This window comes from Butyrivibrio sp. AE3006, assembly GCF_000424165.1.
GTDB lineage: Bacteria > Bacillota > Clostridia > Lachnospirales > Lachnospiraceae > Butyrivibrio.
In genome coordinates this window covers 80,673-99,184 of the sequence record NZ_AUJJ01000001.1, presented here as the reverse complement: position 1 = coordinate 99,184, position 18,512 = coordinate 80,673, and the positions used below count along the sequence as shown (strand labels likewise).

Sequence of the window (18,512 nt, the reverse complement as noted above, 5' to 3'; positions counted from 1 at the left end):
TAAGATGACTCAACCAAACAGAAAAAACCCTCACTCCACCAGGAGTGAGGGCTCTATAACATCCTTCATTAGGAAGTTCCGCTCTCGCTATCGCTCGACGGAACGGTCTCGCTAACTAGCTTCGAGAAAACCTCAGCAAGTTATTTAACAAGGTAGTTCGGCTCTCGCACTTCATGCTCGCCCGAACGACCACACTCACTAAGCTCGACAGAACCTCGCTAAGTGATTTTCACAAGGAAGTTCAACCTCTCTTCGTTCGGTTGAACGGTCTCGCTAACTAGCTTCGAGAAAACCTCAGCAAGTTATCGAGATCAGAACTTACCAGCCTTTGCAGCTTCTTCGATGGAAACGGCTGTAGAAACAGTCATACCTACCATCGGGTTGTTACCAGCGCCGATAAGACCCATCATCTCAACGTGAGCGGGAACTGATGAAGAACCAGCGAACTGAGCGTCTGAGTGCATACGACCCATAGTATCTGTCATACCGTAGGAAGCAGGACCTGCTGCCATGTTATCGGGATGAAGTGTACGTCCGGTACCACCACCTGAAGCAACTGAGAAGTACTTCTTACCAGCCTCAGTACGCTCCTTCTTGTATGTACCTGCAACGGGATGCTGGAATCTTGTAGGATTAGTTGAGTTACCTGTGATAGATACGTCAACGTTCTCCTTCCACATGATAGCAACACCTTCCTGTACATCGTTAGCGCCGTAGCAGTTAACCTTTGCACGAGGTGAATTTGCATCCTTTGAATAGCACTTTCTGAATACTTCCTCTACCTCACCTGTGAAGTAGTTGTACTTGGTCTCTACATAAGTAAAGCCGTTGATACGGGAAATGATCTGTGCTGCGTCTTTTCCAAGACCGTTAAGGATAACGCGAAGAGGCTTTGTACGAACCTTGTTAGCCTTCTCTGCGATACCGATAGCACCCTCAGCTGCTGCGAATGACTCGTGACCAGCAAGGAATGCGAAGCACTCTGTGTCCTCTTCAAGAAGCATCTTACCAAGGTTACCATGGCCGATACCTACCTTACGGCGGTCAGCAACAGAACCGGGGATGCAGAAAGCCTGAAGGCCGATACCGATAGCTGCAGCAGCCTCGGAAGCCTTGCGGCAACCCTTCTTGATTGCGATAGCAGCGCCTACTGTGTAAGCCCACTTAGCATTTTCAAAGCAGATAGGCTGAATGCCTTCGATGAGGCTGTAAACATCAATGCCTGCTGCCATTGTAATATCTTTACATTCTTCGATGGAAGAGATTCCATACTCCTTAAGGCAAGCCAGGATCTGGGGCTCTCTTCTTTCATATGATTCAAATAAAGCCATTATTTTTTCCTCCTTACCTATATCACTGTTTTCTGGGATCGATGAATCTAGCTGCATCAGCAACACGACCATACTGACCCTTAGCCTTTTCCATAGCTGTGTTAGCATCGTCGCCGGCCTTGATGAAGTCCATCATCTTTCCGAAGTTAACATACTTGTATCCGATGATCTCGTCGTTCTCATCAAGAGCAAGGTCTGTGATGTAACCATCTGTAAGCTCAAGATAACGAGGTCCCTTATCAAGTGTTCCATATGTAGTACCAACCATTGAACGTGATCCCTTACCAAGATCCTCAAGACCGGCACCAATCTGAAGTCCATCCTCTGAGAATGCAGACTGTGTTCTACCATATACAATCTGAAGGAACAGCTCTCTCATAGCTGTGTTGATAGCGTCACATACAAGGTCTGTATTGAGCGCTTCAAGAACTGTAAGACCGGGAAGAATTTCAGCTGCCATAGCTGCTGAGTGAGTCATACCGGAACATCCGATAGTCTCTACAAGTGCCTCCTGGATAACACCTTCCTTAACGTTAAGGGAAAGCTTACAGCCACCCTGCTGAGGAGCACACCAGCCAATACCATGTGTATAACCGGAAATGTCCTTAATCTCTTTGGACTGAACCCACTTAGCCTCTTCAGGAATGGGAGCAGCACCATGATGTACCCCTTGTGTTACGGGACACATATTTTTTACCTCTGTTGAGTAAATCATAAGTACCTCCTTATTGTTAGTGTTTACTATAGAATGATAAATTTTTATCCATTACTACGCACTACACAAGGATTTTACTAAAAATTGCTGATATTATCAAGGATTTTGAGGTTGTAGGTTATAAAATATTGATTAATTTTCCCTTTTTTCGAAAAACATGAAAAACGGCAGCCATTTAAGGCTGCCGTGAATCCCTCAATCGAAACATTATGTATGAATCAAAAGAATACATAAAGCATTCCGATCATTCCTACTACCATTAAAAGCAGTACGAAGTTTTCAAGTCTTTCCATTGTCATAATCACTATCCCCCCAGATCTAATTTGACAATCGTTCTCATAAGAAAATCAATTTCTAAAATTATTATAAATTATATTGTCCATCAGATGTCCAACAAGATACTAATTTTATTAATTTTTTTTTAATTTTTTGCTTCTTTCTGTATTACCAAAGGCCAGCAGATCATTGCAAACAGCAGCATTATAAGCCTTGCGATAAAGTTGCCCCAATGTCCGCCAAAGGCAGCTCCAACGGTGGCAGGTCCAAAATACTCTTTCCAGCCAAAGGTTATGGCAACACCGACACAAACCAGCATTGGAAGGTTCTTGGCTCCAACAGGAATCTCGTAGTGAATATAATGTCTGTCCACGTAGCTTCCTATCAGGAATCCGAGAAAAGCTCCTGCTGCCTTGAAGCAGTCATTCATCATCTTGGACGGATCAACTAGAAGCGCTCCCGCTGCATCATAGTCCATGGGGTAAGGTTTTACCTGAATATATATAAGGGCTGCCACAACAAAAACAACACCAAGCAGTGTGAGAATGTCTAAGGTTTTCTCATCGCCTTCAACTCTCTTAGCCACTCTGTACACAATGAAGATTATAAGTATTGATTCAAGGGCTGCTACAATTACATCCTGAGGTGTATGAACCCCAAGGAAATTCCTTGAAAATCCTGTCAGGACGATAAGTACGGCGCTGGTAATTGCAAGCCATTTGCGCTTATCCTTTTGCCATACAAAGACATCGCCATAAAGAGTTGTTGCGGACTTTGTATGTCCACTCGGGAAAGAATAACCTGTTGCCGCAACCTTGGAATCCCCGGCAGGCTCAATCAGATCAGAGCGGATCCAGGGACGATATGCGCACACTGTAAGTTTGATGACGCCATTTATAAGTTCGCTAAACCAGTGTGTGGTCAGGAAAAAATATCCCCATGCTTTATCTACTCCCCAAAAGACCACAAAGGGCAGAAATGGTAAAACATCCACAGCGAATTTTGATATGGCATTAAAAAACTCATCAAAAATACCGCCTGTGGCATTTCTCAAATTCTGTAACAATAGCAGGTACTGAATATCAAATTCCATTTTTACTCCTCGCTTTCTTTATTATCGGATTCTTCCGAATCCTCTTTTACTTCATCCTTACTTTCAGAAGGTATTTCCTCAACTACCTCGTTCTCTTCCTTGTTTTCAGAAAGTGTTTCCTCAACTACTGCCTTATCTTCTGTCTTTTCTTCTGTCTTTCCCTCCTTATTATCTATCTTCTTAAGAAACTTCTCCTTGTATTCCTCCAGTTCTTTTTTAAGCTCATCATCCTGAGAATCGTCATAGAAAATCTGCTCTTTACTCTCAATCTTCTTGGAGACTTTGGTCTTAACTCCGCCGAGGAACTTGGGAAGTTTACCTTTGTTTCTCCAGATTACAATGATGATCAGTATTATAAGAACCACCAAAGCTATGATAATGCCGCCAAGTATTCTGGTAAACCAGATGGAGACCTTATCTATATTGGCTGCTCCCATGGCAAGAACAAATTCATTACCCTTAACCTCATAAAGAGAATAGCCACCCATCTGGCCTTTTTTCTCAAGAAGCGTGCTCTTATCTCCATCAAGAAGATATAGATCAAATTCCTTCAAAGCATCTACAGGTAATAGATCGGCTACCTGTGCATATTCGTGCAGTGGTTTGAATCTGATCTGATGGACATCGGAGCCATCATAGGGAATTTTCACCTTCAGAGTCTCATAGTAATGCTCTTCCTCGGATGAATCTAAGTTTGGATCGTAGGTAACGGTTCTCTCCACAGATAGCTTCTCGTTATCCTTGAACATGCCATCTACCAAAAGCTCTGACTGATAGAAGCCTTCGGTTTCACTATCCTGGGCAATGGTGGTCCTGTAACGGTTGTACTTAGCGGTTATGGTGATATCATTTACAATTCTCTCTACTCCGTCGATATCCCAGGTTACATAGAAGCCTTCCTTTTCATCCACCTTGGGATACTCAGGGAGCGAAATGGATTCGCCATACTTTTTAACAATCTGACCTACCTTCTTGCTGCCATCTTCAAGGTCCTCATCCTCTACAATGAAATTGACATTAAGAGTCTCAAACTCATAGGGAACATCCTTGATTCCCATGGCAGCTTTGTAGTTTACAGGTTCTGCCTTAAGTGAATAGCTTACTCTGTCAATTCCTGCAAGGTCATCACTTACAAAAAAGTTATCCCTGACTTCACCCTTATCATCCACATGACCTGCGATAGCTCCATACCAATTTTTGGCTTCGCCAACAGTTACTATGCTAAGGCACTGCTGCAGATGCATTGCATTTCCTGCGATTCCGCCCACATAGTTGTCTCCGTCCAGCTCGCCTCTTGCATAGGACTTTACTATGTGTGAAAGAGATGATCCCGCAACTCCGCCTACATATTCTCCTGAAGTTGATGCCACCTTTGAAAAGCTTCCGCAATTATAAATGGTACCCATCTCCTGAAGTCCGCAAACACCGCCTGCATTATTCTTAAGAGATGTAATGTCACCGTAATTCTTATTGCCCCTAAGAACACATCTTGTGATATATGAAGCCAGAATCGAATTGTTCTTAAGACCGGTTATTACGCCCTCCTGATCAAAGTCATAATCTATCGCCATGGTTCCTGCGATTCCGGAAACACTTATATCTCCCTTGCATTCTCCGTAATTCAGGCAGGAATCTATTGTGGCATCAGTTGTATCATTTACTGCTTCGTAGGATGTATCAGTATATACTTCCGTGTAATCTTTATCTAAAACTCCGTCTATGGCATCTGTATAAAGCCCCAGAATATTTGTGAACTGATCATTGATATCCTGGAGGTCGTCCACCAGTACACCGGTTGCGTTATTGACTTCACTGTTCAATAATCCGAAGTTGTCGTTCATCCCCTGCATATTATCTGCAAGGCTTGCGGTTCTGGCTTTATATTCCGGAGAAAACTGAGGGAAGCCTATAGAACCTCTTCCAGCTACCTCAGCAAGAATGTCTTTGGTCTGGTCGCTGGCTGATGCAAAAGCATCCGTAGCTTCATCTAAATCATTCATGGCACTTTGGGCATCACTTCTCACATCATCTGTCATCTCAGGCAGATGTTTTTCATAGATGCCAAGAATCGTCGCTGTTGCAGTTGCTATGTCATCAGCATAATTGCCCTTCTCACCGGTTATGGGATTGACATAGTTATCAGTTGCATATCTGATTCCATCAGCGTCTGCCTTGACCTGTGCCATCTTGTGGAGACTGTTGTCATCCTCATTTTTATCCTGAGGGAATGCTCTTCCATCCGAATGCTCCCAGGAACCATTCATGTCAGAATTAAGTCCTGTTCCGATGTCACTTTCACTCCAGGAACCAAAATCTGTTTCTACCGAATCATTGGCATAGCGATATTGAACATCCGCTGCCGTATCAAAAAGGGCTTTGCTGTTTGCAATAGCAAGGTTATAGAAAACCCTTTGGGATCTTTTCCTTAGCTCAGTGTACTGGGCAGTTGCGGATTCAAGGATTGTTTTTGCCTCTGTGTACTGCCTCAGCTCATCCTCATTCTCGATATACATTTCAATATCTACATCATCGCCTACGTCAGCTATATCCATCGAGGATTCGCCTATTTCTTCCATGCCTTCGCTGACCTTATCAAAGGTTCCGTCCTGTCTTGATGTTTCTTCAAGCACATAGTCAACTCTTGAAAAGGCTTCTGTTGCACCTGCGGATACCCCATTTGCAAAATCAACAACACCTGCAGCAATGTATCTGGTATCCTCCACTGCACCTGCAGTGAATTTCTGTATTACGGCAAGTCTTTCGGATATGGTATTTGACTGTGACTTGGCATCCTGCAAAGTAGTGGTGACACAGTCATGGAGCTTTGATACAGACTCCTGAAGCTGAGCTGCAATATCAGAGCTTAAGTCAACTGTTATGTAGGGCTCAGCCTGACCGACGATTCCGCCTATATCTTTTCTTCCTTTTATAAGTCCGTTGTTGGAGCATTTCAAAAGATAGCCCGACTGTCTTCCTGCAATTCCGCCCACGTTATAACCAACATGATCATAGCCTATCTCTCCGTCATTGATGCAGCGGGAGATGATTCCTATGGATTGTCCTGCTATTCCGCCTGTGTCATAGACAGTGACGCTCTCCTTTGCAACATCTCTCTCATGGCCAAAACCGTCTTTGATCAGGTTGATAAAGCTTGTCAGCTTCTCAAAGGAATCGATTGTGATCTCAGTGTCGGTATTGGTGGTATTTACAAAGGCTTTGTTTGTACAGTTCTCGATGTCTCCTTCATTTAATCCCGCTATTCCGCCTGTAAAATGGACGCCGCTTATATAGCCATCGCTGGTGCAGTGATCGATTTTACCTGTAAGCTCATTGATACCTGCAACGCCGCCTATATAGTCATTTCCTTTAACTACTCCGTTAAAGGAACAATTGCTTATATTTCCGCTATTATCTCCCGCTATTCCTCCAATGATCGTTGTATTTCCTTCCGGGATCACAGAGCCGATAAAATTCAGGTTCCTGATGACACCTGTCTTCTGAACATGGACAAAAAGTCCCGCATAGGACAGGCCACTTGTAATCTGCACACCGGTTATGCTGTGTCCCTGCCCGTCAAAAATACCGCCAAAGGTTGGAATGCCGCTAAACTCTTTGCCGCCAAAACTTATATCATCTGTCAGAATAACCTTCTTATTTACAGACCAGGTATCAAGGGCGCATTTTGAAGCAAAATCAAGTAATTCTTCTGCACTTCCAATGCTGATCTCCTCGATGGTCTCAGGTATCAGCGCCTGTATCTCTTCTCTGATATCCTGATCAACATCCTCAGCATTATTCGCGGCATCCTCCTGAGTGCCTGTGGTGTAGAGGCTTTCTGTATTTTCGCTCTGCTCATCACCGACAGCTTCCGCAAATACAGCTATGGGAGAAGCACTCATAATGGTTATGGCAAGAAGGGCTGCTACGATTCTCTTTTTCATGTCACACGCCCTCCTGTCCTGATACTTCGCTGCCTTTGGCACCAGCTATCTCATTTTCATCAAGCATTGTAACCTCGGCATTATCAACGAAGGCGCTGACATTTCCGCGAACCACTGCGTTTACAACACCTGTTACGTTACCGTCAATTTTGCCCCTTACAAAGCCGTCAATTCGCATAATTCCTGAGAGCTGCCTTGTCTGCAAAGGTTTATTCATAACAAAAGCAGTAAGCTCAATGATCTTATCTCCCACAAGAAGTATCTGAGGAAGAACGAACATAGTTACAAAAATAGAGATTATTGTACCTCTTCCAAGACATTTTCCTATGCCGTAAATAGCACAGTCAGATGTCATGTTACCGATGAGCATACCTGCAACTGCAAGCATTGTTCCGGAGGTAATGATCGTAGGGAAGGACACATTCATTGTCTCAATGATGGCTTCTCTCTTACCTCTTGTACCTCTAAGCTCTGTATATCTGCCTGCAATAACAATTGCATAATCGATATTGGCACCCATCTGAATGGAACTTACGATCAGATAGCCAAGGAAAAACAGGTTATCATGCTGCAAAGCAGGAATCGAGAAATTGATCCAGATACATCCCTGAATAACTGCAATAAGAAGAACCGGCATTCCAGCGGATTTAAAGGTAAAAAGAAGGACCACAAGAACTGCAAGTATCGAAATTACACTGGTAACAGTATTGTCTCTTGCAAAGCATTTTTTAAGGTCAAGCTGACTTACAGATTCTCCGACAACATAGATCTTGTCTTCGTCATAATATTTTTCCGTAATATCATGGAGCTCAGATATAAAAGCAAAGGTATCATCGGACTCCTGGGGAAGACTTGAATAAACAAGTATTCTTGAATATTCTTCACCCTGAAGCTGCTTTTTGCCAAAGTTCATCATTCTGTTCGCATCACTTAGCTTGTCCATAAGCTCATCACTTAAGGTCACATAGCCCTCATTTACCTCCTGATATACATACAGGAACATGTCTATAAGGGGCACTCTGTAGTTAACAAGCCCGTTTACAACCTTGGCATAATCAGAATCATTCAGAGCATAGGCAGCATAAACAAGCTCTGCGATTTCATAATCGATATTTAAAAGCTCAGAAAACTGTCTGGGAGTTAATTTGTCCGTAAGAGTGTAACCGCCAAGGGCTTCGGTATTGGCAAGACCTGTAACGGAGGTTACATTTTTATTATTCTCAAGCTCAGAAATAAGCGCCTTTTCCTTATCGTAATCACCAGCAGGGAAAACCAATGCCATCATGTTATCCGCCGTAAAGGTTTCCTTCTGCATGTTTTCAGCTATCTGCACATCGTTGATAATGGGTGGTGTTATCTGGCTGTAGCCATACACATAGGGAGTACCTGACGATATTTTCTGAGCGAAAATGATCAGCACCAGGAATGCAGGCGCAATAAGATACCTTGTAAGATATGCAAATTTACCTACAAAGGGAATTTCAGGAATAAAGTTTTTGTGCTGGGTTTTCTCCATAAGCCCCGCAAAAAGCATAATGATGCCGGGCATTAAAAGGAATACTGACAAAAGGCTAAGTATGATAGCCTTTATTAGAACCATACCAAGATCCTTACCTATTCCAAACTGCATGAACAGCATGGCAATAAGGCCGCCCATTGTGGTAAGCGAGCTGCCAGTGATCTCGGGAATAGCTTTTGATAAAGCCACGATACAGGCTTCACGATTATCACGCTTTGCCTTTTCTTCTTTATATCTGTTTAGGAAAATGACTGCATAGTCAACTGAAAGTGCCAGCTGAAGCACTATTGTGACTGAATTGGATACGAATGAGATAGTACCAAAAAGGAAATTGGTGCCCATCTGCACAAGGGCTGCAGAGCCAAAGGTAAGGAGCAGCACCGGAACCTCAGCATAGGCCTGGGATGTCAGAACAAGTACTACCACAACTATAATGACTACAAGCACGGATATGACATTCATTTCCTTGTCGATAAGCTCAGCCTGAATATCGCCTAAGGTAGTGGATATATATGAATCATATCCGGAAAAATACTCTTTTACCTGATCCAATAAAACAAGGCACTGTTCTTCTTTTTCATCATAATCAAAGGTGATGCTAAACAGCGCAGAACCGTTATTGTAATGGGCACTTTTATCATCAAAATCGCAGGAAAAGACTCCGTCGATAGCTTCGATATCTTTCTGAATCTTAAGCCCCTGCTCATAAGAGATATTCGCCACCATTACTTTTACACTGCCATAGGTGACAAACTGTTCTTCCATGAGATCGAGGCCCCTTCTGGTCTCACTGTCAGAAGGCAGGTAAAATGCAAGATCATTTTCTACGCCTACCCATCCCCTTGCTATCACGGAAAAAATGCACAAAATCGCATAGATAAGGAAAAAAAGATTCCTCTTGTCTACGATGAATGAGCATATCTTAACGCCCAGTCCACCTCCGCCATTCTTCATTTTAGTTCCCCCTCAAAAAACTTCAAATGATTCTACTGACTATATATATTGTTTAAGAGCCCTTTTCCATGAGAAAGGGGCTCTTAAACAATATTATTATACTACCATTTTATAATTAACCAAAGCTATTACTCCTTCCACATTTTGGACAGATAATTATAATTTCTTCTTCAAAGTAAGGATATTTTGCCCATCCTTATGCTCGTAAATCACATCATCCATGACCTTCTTGGTCATGAAAATACCAAGACCTCCGATCTGTCTGTCCGCAACGGGAACAGTGATATCAGGGTCCTCTTTCTCAAGAGGATTATAAGGAACGCCGCTGTCTCTGAATTGAACAGATAACTCACCGGCTTCCTCATCTATATCCAAAATGATAGTAGCATTGCCCTTCCCCGGACTGTATGCATAGTGGGCGATATTTACAAATATCTCTTCCACCGCAAGATTGACCTGCATAGCAGTCTTAGGGGTTGCGCCTGCCTCATCCAGACTTTCTTCTACGAAAGCCATAACATCATTAAGCTGATTAACATCAGCTTCAATCTCTAATTTTTTCATACGCCCTTTTCCTAAAATCATTCGATAGTAAGGATATCTGAAAAACCGGTTACTGACTTCTTCGCTGACATTCTTCACGATCATCTTGCCCTGCTTGTTCATCTTTTTCTGAGCAGACAAAAGAACACGAAGACCTGCGGAAGAAATGTATTCAAGCTTTGCAAAATCAAATGTGAGCTCCTCGATATTCTCAAGAGAGCTGTTGACCTCTTCTTCGAGACTGGGCGCTGTTGTTGTGTCGAGTCTTCCTTCAAGTGCGATAGTTAATGTTTTTCCCTTTACGTCCTTATTTATTGTCATTTTGTTCTCTCCTCTCAACGAAAAATAATTATATACCTAATTTTACCTCACATTGTTTGGTTTTAAAACGTAATTTAGATAATGTTAATATTTACATTGCAATTTTCTATCTCTTCATTTATACGCTTTTTTAGCTGCGTTGAGACTTCTCTAATTTCTTTGTAGGTCATATCAGGTCGAAATTGCAACGATATATCGACATTTTTGTACTTGCCGTTGACTCTGCTCTTTATATCCCCAAAGAGGTCATAGGAATCGTAAAACTCGTTTAATACCTTAATTATCTTAAGCTGGCTCTCTTCATCCAGAGTCAGATCCACAAGCTCCACCACAGCGCTGTTAAGGTGCTTTGCGACAACCACCGCAAAGGGGATTGCCAGTATGATACATACCATAGGTGAGAAATATCTTATCCACAGAGTATCATGGAATAATATGCCAACGATCAGGGTAAAGATTGTGATAAAGTCAAAAACAAATTCCTTTTTGGCACTAAGATATGCAGTATGCAGAATACGACTGTGTTCTTTTTCTGACAACAGCTTTTCTCTATACAAAATAAAAAAGTCAATCAGAAGGCCAAATGCACTGATAATAAGAGCCAGCTTAAGATTACCTTCCTCCTCAGGGCGGATCAATTTATGCACCGCAAAAAACAATACGCATCCAAGACCTGCAAGATCAAAGATTTCACAGGTCTGGGCAGTTATAGCCTCTATTTTGCCTGTACCATAGTTGAACATAAATTTGAGGTTTTTCATAAGCTTCGCAGAAATTACCAGAAGAAGTAATCCCGGAACAACAATGCTTATGTTCTCAATGAACTCCATCCAAACAACCATGGAATTACTGGCTATAGCTGCGAGAAATGATGTAATAACTCCGGGGATGCGCCACAGAACAAGAAGTACTGCCAACTTATGCTGCCTTAAAAATACGTCTTTACTCATCTTCCCCTCCTAGGTGAATTCACAGTGCAAGATCAAAGTCATCATATTTAGCAGCCAGCTCCTTAATATGTGCTACGGTATGCTCGATTCTGATGGCTGTAAGATCCTCTCTTTTTGCAACGCCGGAAGTCACCATTCCAAGGAATCGTATATATGCGAGTAATTTTACCTTCTCCATTATAACAGAAATGTCATTATCATTTTTGTCTTCAAAATAATATCTTATGGTGTGCTCCCAAATGTGATCTGCCATGTCCTGTGTTATACCAAGGAACCGCTCTGTATTTCCGGGTTCATCCTCTGCATAGGCACGGTAGCTTACAAAAAGTGCCTGGAGATCAAAAATAGGCTGACCTGTAGAAAGGGTATCCATATCTATAAGCATAGGTTCATCATCTGATATCATCACATTTTTCATGTGGTAATCCCCGTGAATAACGTGAAGGTCATCAGGCAGTGCTTCAAGCATACCGCGGCACTTATCAGATGTTTCCTTATCAAGATAGCTTTCTATTTTATCCAAATAATGAAGGAAGGTATTTCTTGCAAGAGGAAGGACTCCGGGTTCCATCTCGGTTCCATGAACCATCTTGGCAAGCTCAGCAAGCTTTTTCTCAATCTCTTCAAGCCTCTCCGGCTGTTCAAGAACAATGTCGTTGAAGCTCTTTGATTTTAAGAGCTCAAAAACAGAGCCGTAGCGGCCATCCTCAGATTTTACGATATCAAAAGAAATGGCTGTGGGAATTCCCTTAACAAAAGCCATCTTTGCCATCTTCTTTTCATTTTCAATCATGGGAATTGCATCAGGAGAATCATACATCTTAACGATTGTATCCTGATCTATACGATAGACAGTGCCATAGAAACCGCTTCCGATTTTCTCGCAGCCGTCCAGTGAAATTACTCTTAGTTTTTTCTTGATGTTGAATAACTCAGTAAAGCCTGTGGTCTCGAAAATGCTGTAGACATCAGGTGAAACCTCAATGATCGTCAGCTCATCATCAATTAACTTGCGAATTTTCATAAGAACGCGAAGTCCCGCACTGGATATGTACTCCAGATCTGATGCATCAAAAACAGTCTTCCTGCCTCCACTGTTTTTAAGGAGTGAGATAAGCTTCTCCTCCCACTCGTGAGCATTACCTGAATCAATTCTGCCTTCCAGCTTCAAAACCATTTTGTCAGTAGCCATAAGCTTTACCTCCATTCCCAGCCTGCCTCTTCAACCTGTTTTTTTATGGCAAGAACATGTCTGTCATAGGTCTCATAGCGCTCATCGCCTCTATGATCAGGAAGCAGTTCTTCGCCGTAAAGTCTTCTGAGGTCCTGTCCAAGGTACTTGGTATACTTTGTACTTCCATAATAATTCAAATGGGAGCTTCCGTCAGAAAAATCTGAGCCGCCCTCGTAGTCAATTCCAAAATCCTCCGGATGCTTGAAGGTGTAGTCGTAATAAACATGGCTTACACCATTTGCCTGGAGTTCAAGTACATATTTCTCAAGCCAGTTATATCTGAGATCTTCCTCATTCTCCATAACTTCATTGCCGTCATTTATGGCATAGGGGACACTTGTAATGTAGAGCTGTATGCCCTTTTCTCCCGTGTATTCGATTATCTTATTAAGGTATTCCACAGACTTATCAGATGGGGCCTTTTCTTCATCAAGTCTTAGAACCGGCGTCTGGAAGGACTGGTTGTGGAACCTTGGACTGTAGCCCTTGAAGGCTTCATAGTCAAACTCAAAGGCTTCCTTCACATCCTCTGCCTTGATATCAGCGTATCTGTCATGATATCCAAAATAGGCAGGGAAATATTTATCAATAAGCTCAAGATTACCATCCAAAGCCACGTTCATCATCTGAAGCTTATTCAGTGAAAACTTCATGCCGTAAAGAGTATCATCCATGAAGTAATACTTATCTTCGTAGTCATCCTGATAAATTGCAGGAGTGAAAAAATCAAGGACAATTACCTTGGGGCTCTGATTTTTGCAAAGCTCTTTTATGTAATGATAAGAGCACCAGAGGGGCTGTTCAGCTGATGAATAGTCATAGGCCGTTATGCCGTAGTCATTAAAAAGGCATGCGGTATTGATTCCGCAGTGAACATGACTTGAACCAATCATGGCAACATCGATTGTATTCTTTGGCTGATGATACAGTGCGCTGCCCTGAATGATTCCCGCCTCCGACCGTTCCTTAAGTATAGTATCGGAAACGGATATGGCAGTTATTATAACTATTATACTAAGAATTGTAGCAATAAATGATCTCATTTTTATCCTTGTTTGCTGGTTTATGTGTGTTTATGTGTTGTGGCGGCCAGAGGTCTGCCCTAAAAAGTGTGTATTGTGGGAGCTTGTAGTTGCCACTCATGATCAGAACTGCATATATACGAAGCTTCTTATCTCTTCGCCGGATCCGTATTTCCCAAAAATAAGTATCACGATGATAAATACAGTAAAGAACACTGCTCTTTTTATAAGGCCAAAGTCAAGGCGAATCACCTCAGGGGGAATAGTATCTTTTCTGTAGGCGATCACATCCATGACGATAAGCGCTGCCATGCATATAGCAAGAAGCCACCACTCAAAGCTTCCCATTCCAAGAAGAAGAGATTCTTCAAATTTAAGACCTTCTGTCAGAGCTGCCGGGTTAACAAAGGGAATCATTCCTTTTACAAAGGCAGTAGCATTTTCCATGCTGCTTGCGCGGAAAAATATCCATGCAAAGGATACAAGAAGGAAATTTATAACTCGTCCGCTCATGCCTTTTACAAGGAATGCCGCAGGTGATTTTCTAAGGTAGCCTGCAAGGACGTTGAATACGCCGTGAAGAAGTCCCCATATTATGAAGGTCACTCCCACGCCGTGCCAGATTCCGCTCACAAAAAATACCATCATGATATTGAAGATTTTTCGGATAGAGCCTTTTCTGTTGCCTCCAAGAGGAATATACACATAGTCCTTAAGGAAGTTACTGAGGGAAATGTGCCAGCATCTCCAGAACTCAACGATATTCTCTGTAAGATAAGGAGTCTTGAAGTTCTGTGTAATATCAATGCCAAACATTACAGAAATACCCATCATTATGTTGGTATATCCTGCAAAGTCAGTGTATATCTGCATGGTATAGAGAATTGATGTAAATATAAGCGTTACTGCGCCGTAGCTTGCAGGATCCTCGAAGACGATATCAACAACGCCGCCGATTCTGTCTGCAAGAACCATTTTCATAAAAAGTCCCCAGGTAAGATATGTAAGAGCTTTAAGTGCTCTTTCCTTATCAAACAGCTTTGCCTTTTGGCAATTATCGATCTGCTCATTAAAGGTAAGTTCTCTTTCTATAGGGCCGCTTATCCACTTGGGAAACCATGTCATGTAAAGAGCAAACTTAAATGGATTCTTCTGAGCTTTTCTCTTACCCATAGTGATGTCTGCGAGATAGCTGATAGCCTGGAAGGTATAAAAAGAGAGACCTATAGGCGCTGCATATTTAAAGATGCCTGAGAGCTTTTCTGAGTGGAATAATTCCCCAAGAAAAGGGAAATATTTCCATCCAAAAAGCACCAGAGCAAGAGCAGCAACTCCCATGCCTCCGATGATCTTAAGTGCTTTATTTTTGTCCGCATCCGAAATAAGAAGCCCCATAATCCAGGTAAATGCCGTCATAGCAAGAAGCACGAACAGGCAAAAGCCATGTCCCTGCCAGTAAATGAACAGAACGCTTCCTGCCAGCAGCACATAGCTGCGGAGCTTTTTCGGACAGATATTAAAAATCACAAATAATATGAAGATAAAAGCCAGTGTCGAAAACTGAAAATGCATTTTTCCTCCGGTAATGTTTTAGTCTGCAAGAGGTGCAACCTTTTTGCCGTACACCTTTTTAAAGAATACAGTAGAAAGTCCAAGGGATGCAATCTCTGCGATGGGGAATGCCCACCATACAGCGTTAACATTGCCTGTAAGTGAAAGAAGCCATGCAACGGGAATAAGCACCACCAACTGACGTCCCACTGAGACGATCAATGAATAAATACTTTCTGAAAAAGCCTGGAATACTGAACCAAGGGCGATACAAATGCCGGCAATAGGGAAGCTAAGGCTTATTATCCTAAGGGCCGGAACACCGATTACATCCATCTCTGCTGAAGCATTGAACAGTGCCAGGAGAACCTTTGGAAAAATTTGGAAGCTAAGTGTACCTACTAACATTATTCCAAGGGCAAGAGTGATTGCAAACCTGAGAGCCTCTTCAATTCTCTTTTTGTAGCCTGCGCCATAGTTATAGGCAAGAACAGGAATAAGCCCGTTGTTCAGACCAAATATCGGCATGAAGAAAAAGCTCTGAAGCTTAAAGTACACGCCAAATACAGCTGCTGCCGTTGTAGAGAATCCAATTAGTATCAGGTTCATGGCATAGGTCATGATAGAACCGATGGACATCATAAGAATTGAAGGAACACCTACAAAATATATCTCCTTAACTATGTCCGCCTTGGGTGAGAAAATGAGCTTTGGCTTGATGCTAATATCAGGATTCTTTTTGAGGTTACAGAAAAGTCCCACAGATGCCGCAACGATCTGTCCCATAACTGTGGCAACTGCCGCACCTGCAACTCCCATTCTGGGGAATCCGCAAAGTCCAAAGATCATAATAGGATCGAATATGATGTTAATTACAGCACCTGTCATCTGAGATGCCATACTGAAAACGGTACGTCCCGTTGACTGAAGCATTCTCTCGAAGGTCATCTGGAAGAATATTCCGGCTGAGCAGAGGCAGATGATTCTAAGATACTGCACTGCATACTCGATTATAAGCGGATCATTTGTCTGTGTACGAATAAAGGGCTCTACGAAAAATACACCTATAATAAAGAACACGAGATAGTTCATTAATGTAAGAAGTATAGTTGTGTTTGCCGCTGCGTCAGATCTGTCGAATTTCTTTTCTCCAAGGGATCTTGAAAGCAGTGCATTCATACCTACGCCTGTACCGGAACCAAGAGCAATCATGAAGTTCTGAAGAGGGAACGCCAGTGTTACAGCAGTCAGAGCCGCCTCATCAATTCTTGCAACAAAGATACTGTCTACAACATTGTAAAGGGCCTGCACCAGCATGGATGCCATCATGGGCAGGGACATAGTGATTATAAGTTTCTTAATGGGAAGGACACCCATCTTGTTTTCTGTAGCTGACATTATTACCTCGTCTTTCATGAAATGTATGTTTATAACGAATGGCTTAGCATAAAATGATTGAGCCGAATTAAGATTTTATATTAAATATTGTACCATGTAAACCTTAATATCTGTATGTATGAAAACATGTCCACGTAAAAACGGGGCCGCGCCTGGCAGCCCCGTTTTAATTAGTTCATAGCTAATATGTAAGTTTATTAAGCCTTTTAGTAATTCTCTCTTGTCTCTTCCCCTAAAATACTGCCCTTCATTTCTTCAAATTTCTTATCAAGCTCCTCTAAAAGAGCATAGTCTTCGTCGGAATATTCTTTGTATTCATCAAGATAAAACATCGAGCGACGCTCATCATCCGGAGATGCTTTCTTAAAACAAATTGCATATTCCCATGGCGAATAATCTGTCACAAAATTGTTGCTGTCCCCTCGTTGTTCCAATGAAACGACATCCTTTTCCCTGATAAATTCATCAAAGGCTATGAGCTTATCAACAAGAACGGCATAGGTGGTAACGGTCATAGGCTCCCCCGCAGCCTCACAGTAAAAACTCTGAATAACCCACCTGTCGTCAATTTCCCTGACAGTGTCGTAAGAGCCCCCGCCGATCATGGTGCTGGTTCCTGCCCTGTGATCATAGTATTCAAGCTCTATGTTCTTAAGTCTTTCGTCATTAACCTTTGCTTCATCTTCAGAAGGCTTTTTCAGACCGCAGCCAAAGAGCGATGTTAGAAATACCATTAGTCCCATAGCTAAAGCTATTCCTTTCACATTTCGTTTCATCACGTTTACCCCCGTAAATACCGGTCAACTCTATAAAAAAATGTCGAACATTATAAATATAAAAACAATTATCAATTTACTAAATCACGCAACAATTATAACAGAAAAAAGAACCCCAAAGTAGCATTTCTTAACTACCTTGGGGTAATCTGATTTATTTAGTTTCCGAAGATCATCAATATATCTGATTCAAATATCAATGAACAATTACCGCGGTTCCAACACTTGCCATATCGTAAAGTGCAACTGCTGCATCATGAGGAAGATTCACACATCCGTGGGACCCGTTTGTCTGATAGATATCTCCACCAAAGCTGCTGCGCCATGTGGCATCATGAAGACCTATGCTTCCATTAAAGGGCATCCATCTGTCTACCCATACATGCCATGTGGGACCTGTGAGATATTTTCCCGGAACCTCTGCTGTAATTGCATAATTACCTGCAGGCGTTCCGCGACCAAGGCTTGTATTACCCGTAACGCAAGGCGTAGAAAGAACCACCTGTCCATTTACGAAATAATTGACCATCTGCGCCGCAAGATCTACGTCAATATATGTACTACCGCTCTGGGGCTGAGACTGTGGCTGCTGCAACGGTGTTCCTTGTGAAAACAGTCCCTGACAGCTTGCTATTTCTTCCTGCTGATTCTGGAATCTTCCTTCCTTAATTCCGAAATTCTGATAATGATTGTAGAGAGCTGCGGGATCGCTGCCCAGTGCCTGTACCACATCCGGATATTTCCTTGCATAATAATCAGCATCAAATCCGTCTGCTTTAACAGATGTAAAATAAAAACAGAATACAAATACAAAACATGGAATAAAGATAAAGAATAGTTTCTTCATATCCGGAATCCCCCTTCGTGTACCCACAATTATATCATCAG

13 protein-coding genes are annotated in these 18,512 nt (G+C 42.3%); all 13 read right to left on the bottom strand.

All coding sequences use genetic code 11. The annotated features are described in order from the left end of the window. Nucleotides 1-311: 311 nt before the first annotated feature. Nucleotides 312-1,331 carry a GGGtGRT protein gene (locus G603_RS0100380; protein ID WP_026495090.1) on the bottom strand — a complete coding sequence of 340 codons (1,020 nt, stop codon included), beginning with the start codon at nt 1,329-1,331 and terminating at the stop codon, nt 312-314. Between the two features lie 22 nt (nt 1,332-1,353). Next, on the bottom strand, nt 1,354-2,046 hold the full coding sequence (locus G603_RS0100375) for an iron-sulfur cluster assembly scaffold protein (RefSeq protein ID WP_026668955.1): 693 nt from the start codon (nt 2,044-2,046) through the stop codon (nt 1,354-1,356). Between the two features lie 421 nt (nt 2,047-2,467). Continuing rightward, complete coding sequence (locus G603_RS0100365) at nt 2,468-3,415, bottom strand: phosphatase PAP2 family protein (protein WP_026668954.1); 948 nt, start codon at nt 3,413-3,415, stop codon at nt 2,468-2,470. A 2-nt stretch (nt 3,416-3,417) separates the two neighbouring features. After that, the gene (locus G603_RS0100360) at nt 3,418-7,356 is read right to left on the bottom strand and encodes a hypothetical protein (RefSeq protein WP_026668953.1); all 3,939 of its coding nucleotides are present in this window, start codon (nt 7,354-7,356) and stop codon (nt 3,418-3,420) included. Nucleotide 7,357: 1 nt separating this feature from the next. Continuing rightward, on the bottom strand, nt 7,358-9,829 hold the full coding sequence (locus G603_RS18665) for an MMPL family transporter (protein ID WP_051207292.1): 2,472 nt from the start codon (nt 9,827-9,829) through the stop codon (nt 7,358-7,360). 156 nt (nt 9,830-9,985) lie between these two features. After that, nucleotides 9,986-10,693, bottom strand: a complete 708-nt coding sequence (locus G603_RS23280) for an ATP-binding protein (RefSeq protein WP_330367486.1) — start codon at nt 10,691-10,693, stop codon at nt 9,986-9,988. A 74-nt stretch (nt 10,694-10,767) separates the two neighbouring features. Further along, entirely contained in the window at nt 10,768-11,643 is an 876-nt protein-coding gene (locus G603_RS0100345; protein WP_026668951.1) for a cation transporter, read from the bottom strand. Nucleotides 11,644-11,662: 19 nt separating this feature from the next. Next, nucleotides 11,663-12,835 (bottom strand): anti-sigma factor antagonist, encoded by a 1,173-nt coding sequence (locus tag G603_RS18660; protein ID WP_196808024.1) that lies wholly within the window; start codon nt 12,833-12,835, stop codon nt 11,663-11,665. A 5-nt stretch (nt 12,836-12,840) separates the two neighbouring features. Further along, nucleotides 12,841-13,920 (bottom strand): hypothetical protein, encoded by a 1,080-nt coding sequence (locus tag G603_RS0100335; protein WP_026668950.1) that lies wholly within the window; start codon nt 13,918-13,920, stop codon nt 12,841-12,843. Nucleotides 13,921-14,022: 102 nt separating this feature from the next. Then, nucleotides 14,023-15,471, bottom strand: a complete 1,449-nt coding sequence (locus G603_RS0100330; RefSeq protein WP_026668949.1) for an MBOAT family O-acyltransferase — start codon at nt 15,469-15,471, stop codon at nt 14,023-14,025. Between the two features lie 18 nt (nt 15,472-15,489). Continuing rightward, nucleotides 15,490-16,848, bottom strand: a complete 1,359-nt coding sequence (locus G603_RS0100325) for an MATE family efflux transporter (RefSeq protein WP_242834815.1) — start codon at nt 16,846-16,848, stop codon at nt 15,490-15,492. A gap of 206 nt (nt 16,849-17,054) precedes the next feature. Then, complete coding sequence (locus G603_RS0100320; RefSeq protein WP_026668947.1) at nt 17,055-17,624, bottom strand: hypothetical protein; 570 nt, start codon at nt 17,622-17,624, stop codon at nt 17,055-17,057. Between the two features lie 196 nt (nt 17,625-17,820). After that, nucleotides 17,821-18,471 (bottom strand): L,D-transpeptidase, encoded by a 651-nt coding sequence (locus G603_RS0100315; RefSeq protein ID WP_026668946.1) that lies wholly within the window; start codon nt 18,469-18,471, stop codon nt 17,821-17,823. Nucleotides 18,472-18,512 lie beyond the last annotated feature (41 nt).

What these genes read in the sequence shown, in the direction of transcription:
- G603_RS0100380 (WP_026495090.1), bottom strand. Translation starts at nt 1,331, where the DNA reads ATGGCTTTATTTGAATCATATGAAAGAAGAGAGCCCCAGATCCTGGCT.
- G603_RS0100375 (WP_026668955.1), bottom strand. Translation starts at nt 2,046, where the DNA reads ATGATTTACTCAACAGAGGTAAAAAATATGTGTCCCGTAACACAAGGG.
- G603_RS0100365 (WP_026668954.1), bottom strand. Translation starts at nt 3,415, where the DNA reads ATGGAATTTGATATTCAGTACCTGCTATTGTTACAGAATTTGAGAAAT.
- G603_RS0100360 (WP_026668953.1), bottom strand. Translation starts at nt 7,356, where the DNA reads ATGAAAAAGAGAATCGTAGCAGCCCTTCTTGCCATAACCATTATGAGT.
- G603_RS18665 (WP_051207292.1), bottom strand. Translation starts at nt 9,829, where the DNA reads ATGAAGAATGGCGGAGGTGGACTGGGCGTTAAGATATGCTCATTCATC.
- G603_RS23280 (WP_330367486.1), bottom strand. Translation starts at nt 10,693, where the DNA reads ATGACAATAAATAAGGACGTAAAGGGAAAAACATTAACTATCGCACTT.
- G603_RS0100345 (WP_026668951.1), bottom strand. Translation starts at nt 11,643, where the DNA reads ATGAGTAAAGACGTATTTTTAAGGCAGCATAAGTTGGCAGTACTTCTT.
- G603_RS18660 (WP_196808024.1), bottom strand. Translation starts at nt 12,835, where the DNA reads ATGGCTACTGACAAAATGGTTTTGAAGCTGGAAGGCAGAATTGATTCA.
- G603_RS0100335 (WP_026668950.1), bottom strand. Translation starts at nt 13,920, where the DNA reads ATGAGATCATTTATTGCTACAATTCTTAGTATAATAGTTATAATAACT.
- G603_RS0100330 (WP_026668949.1), bottom strand. Translation starts at nt 15,471, where the DNA reads ATGCATTTTCAGTTTTCGACACTGGCTTTTATCTTCATATTATTTGTG.
- G603_RS0100325 (WP_242834815.1), bottom strand. Translation starts at nt 16,848, where the DNA reads ATGTCAGCTACAGAAAACAAGATGGGTGTCCTTCCCATTAAGAAACTT.
- G603_RS0100320 (WP_026668947.1), bottom strand. Translation starts at nt 17,624, where the DNA reads ATGAAACGAAATGTGAAAGGAATAGCTTTAGCTATGGGACTAATGGTA.
- G603_RS0100315 (WP_026668946.1), bottom strand. Translation starts at nt 18,471, where the DNA reads ATGAAGAAACTATTCTTTATCTTTATTCCATGTTTTGTATTTGTATTC.